The sequence below is a fragment of the Kitasatospora sp. NPDC058406 genome (genome assembly GCF_042722765.1).
In the GTDB taxonomy this organism is placed as follows: domain Bacteria; phylum Actinomycetota; class Actinomycetes; order Streptomycetales; family Streptomycetaceae; genus Kitasatospora.
The window spans coordinates 1-2,857 of record NZ_JBHXKE010000457.1 but is presented as its reverse complement, the minus strand read 5'-3'; the positions used below and the strand labels follow the sequence as shown (position 1 = coordinate 2,857).

Annotated in this window: 5 protein-coding genes; all 5 read left to right on the top strand. The window is 67.4% G+C overall.

The genetic code is table 11. From position 1 onward, the window contains the following. The first annotated feature begins 303 nt into the window (after positions 1-303). The 5 genes from ACFWOG_RS40445 (at position 304) to ACFWOG_RS40425 (ending at position 2,684) form a co-directional block, all read left to right on the top strand. Positions 304-495: a hypothetical protein gene (locus tag ACFWOG_RS40445; protein ID WP_329952293.1), complete on the top strand. Its 192-nt coding sequence runs from the start codon at positions 304-306 to the stop codon at positions 493-495. After that, entirely contained in the window at positions 479-1,006 is a 528-nt protein-coding gene (locus ACFWOG_RS40440) for a DUF6879 family protein (RefSeq protein WP_380364701.1), read from the top strand. Before ACFWOG_RS40445 ends, ACFWOG_RS40440 begins: the two co-directional genes overlap by 17 nt. Continuing rightward, positions 1,003-1,836 carry a helix-turn-helix domain-containing protein gene (locus ACFWOG_RS40435; RefSeq protein ID WP_380364699.1) on the top strand — a complete coding sequence of 278 codons (834 nt, stop codon included), beginning with the start codon at positions 1,003-1,005 and terminating at the stop codon, positions 1,834-1,836. Before ACFWOG_RS40440 ends, ACFWOG_RS40435 begins: the two co-directional genes overlap by 4 nt. Before the next feature lie 84 nt (positions 1,837-1,920). Further along, positions 1,921-2,160 (top strand): DUF397 domain-containing protein, encoded by a 240-nt coding sequence (locus ACFWOG_RS40430; protein WP_380364697.1) that lies wholly within the window; start codon positions 1,921-1,923, stop codon positions 2,158-2,160. Between the two features lie 230 nt (positions 2,161-2,390). Beyond that, the gene (locus tag ACFWOG_RS40425) at positions 2,391-2,684 is read left to right on the top strand and encodes a hypothetical protein (protein ID WP_380364695.1); all 294 of its coding nucleotides are present in this window, start codon (positions 2,391-2,393) and stop codon (positions 2,682-2,684) included. Positions 2,685-2,857: the final 173 nt, after the last annotated feature.

Here is a 2,857-nt window from a genome sequence, read left to right as displayed (position 1 = left end):
CGCTCGCACCGAGCGAGGGGCCGCCGATGAGGGGGCCGCCCCTCCGCCCCTACCAAATCACCGCAGCAACCCCGCCCACACAGGAAGTCGGCCGGACCGACTTCCTGCGCGCACCAGTCTGCCGCGTCAAGCGCGGATCCGTCGGCGGGAGCTCGTCGGTCGGTCCCGGGCGGTGTGGCATGTGGACTCCGGAGCTCCTGTTCGAAGTCAGACCAGTTTCCAGTGCCGGAAACACAAGCCTCTTGCCTGCACCCCGGTCACCTCGGGAACATCGTCACGACACCGGGCGAGTGGGAGGCACCAGTGAAGCTGACGCGGCTTGTAGGCTCCTGCGACGAAGGCGATTGCCCCACGCTGTACTTGACGGACCGGGGCACACTCGCCGTCCAGGGTGAGCGAGTGACTGAGCACGACCTCCGGATTCCGGCTCATGAGACGCTGGTCGAAATCCCCGTCGAACTCATCCGAGAGGCGATCCGTGACAACCTCATCTAGGACCCTCGGCGACTGGTTCTCGGAGTTCGGCCACGAGGCCTTCCGGCTGGAGACCTTGGACGACTACAGCCAGTCGGGCGGAGTGGACGCCTACCGGGCGTTCCTCGCCGGCGAGGAGCAGCCGGAGGCGTACAGGACGGCCGGCTGGGTCGGGACGGTGGCCGACGCCACCCAGTCCGGTAAGCGCATGTACCGGGTTCACATCCTCGCGCGCCCGCTCACCGACTACCTCCGGTTCGAGCTCGCATGGGGGTACCACCGGAACATGGCGGCCGGCGAGGAGTTCTACATCCTCGACACCACCGACCAGGAGAACCCCGTTCCGGAGGCGCCGGACTTCTGGCTGTTCGACAACGACGCCGTGGCGGCGATGAGCTACGACGACAACGGGAAGTACCTCGGGCTCGAATTCCTTGACAGCAGCAGGCTCGCCGAATTCAAGGCGTACCGCGATCTCGCGATGGCACGCTCCGTACCGTTCACCGAATGGTGGGCACAGTACAGCGAGTGAACAGATCACGGCTCGGGGCGGCACTGCGGGAACTCCGGAAGGCTTCCGGCAAGGAAGCCAAGGCGGTGGCCCGTGGCGCTGTCATGTCTCCGAGCAAGTTGAGCAAGATCGAGACCGGCAAGGTGTCGCCCGCCATCGTGGACGTGGAGCGCATCCTCACGGCCATAGCCGTCTCGGACGAGGTCAAGGCCGAGTACATGGACGCCGCGCGGGCAGAGGCCACGGAAGCGACGGCGTGGCGTCTGATCCGGCGCCTGGGCCACTACCGCAAGCAGCAGCAGATCAAAGCCCTGGACGACTCCACCCAGTTGCTTCGCGTGTTCCAACCTTCCCTTGTCCCCGGCCTGTTGCAGACCCCGGAATACGCGCGAGCGGTGTTCGGGAGAAGAGATCTCAGCGAGGAGCAGTTGTCGCGGGCCGTCGCAGCACGACTGGCAAGGCAGCAATCTCTCTACGACACCACCAAGACCCTGCGATTCGTCATGACCGAGCCTGTTCTCCGGTGGCGCCTGGTGCCTGCCGCCATGATGGCCGGGCAGCTGGACCGCATCATTTCCGTATCCCGCCTGTCCCATGTGGATATTCGGATTGTGCCACTGGCCGCACCTCAGACCGATGTGCCGGCGCACTCCTTCGTCATCCGAGATGATCGCATGGTCACGGTCGAAACCATCCATGCCGAGGTAGTGGTCACCGACCCGCGAGACACTGAAACGTACGTCCAGAAATTCGATGGATTCGCAGCCAGAGCTTTGTCCGGCGATGATATGCGGCGCATGGTCGAAGGAATTCGGGACGAGTTCTTGAGGGAACAGGAAATCACCTCGTAGCACCTGCCTTTCGCCCATACATTGGTGGCCAGCCCGACAACAGGAGCCACCGCCTGGCTCCTGACGACGACAGGAGCCAATACGTTGCAGCACTTCGACCTGTACGAGATCGAGATCCCGCCGGACGCGGCCGCATACAGGGCCTGTGGCGGTAACCCGCAGTCGGAGCACGAGACCTGCGCGACCCTGCGCGAGGTGCCGGGTGTTGACGGCGGGCTGTGGGTGATGGGTGACACCAAGCGGCCCGGTGCGGAACTGAGGTTCAGCACCGCCGAACTGGCCGTTGCCGGTATCGACCCGGCCCGGTTCGACACGGCGGTCTGACACTCTCCGGGCACGAATCGGCCCCGCTCCCAGTGGAATCGGGAGCGGGGCCGGCTCATTCACCAACGGTAGGCGCGAATGGATCACTGGCACAGGCCCGGCCTGCACTGGCACTGCTACACCTGGGTGGGCGGCAGGCGCCCCGAGGACACCGAACGACGGCCGCCCGCATTCCAGAACGGCGCCCGCTCGGTCTGGCACAGCCCCGCCCCGCCCCGCCGCTGGAGGTCATGCACTGGCTGGCCAAACCGGCATCCCAGATCGGGCACACCACCGACGACCCAGCCGATGCCCTCGTCTGGCTCGGCAAGCAGCTCGCCGAAGCCCCCGCCCTGGACACCGACCTCTCACCCGCACTCCGCCTGAAGCACGCCGATGCCTTCCTCCGCACCTATCCCCACGACGTGGTGTGGAACTACTGGACACCCGGCCGGCAGCTCCGGGCCACCACCGCCGTCTCCTGCCCCCGAATCCACAGTCCGACCTCCGAGCCTCCCCCGCCCTGCCCCGGTCGGCAACGGTGATCCCCCGCGCAGGAAGTCGGCCTGGCCGACTTCCTGCGCGCGGAGCGGAGCCGTTGCGCGCCGCAGGGGCCGGGGGGGGGGAGGGCGAGGCAAACCCCGCCCCCCCACGGGGCCCCCCGGCCCCCCCCCCCCGGGCCGGCCCCCCCCCCGCGGGAGGCGGGGCCCCCCCCCGG

Excerpts from the sequence above, each read along its gene's own strand:
- ACFWOG_RS40425 (WP_380364695.1), top strand. The coding sequence starts at position 2,391 with ATGCACTGGCTGGCCAAACCGGCATCCCAGATCGGGCACACCACCGAC.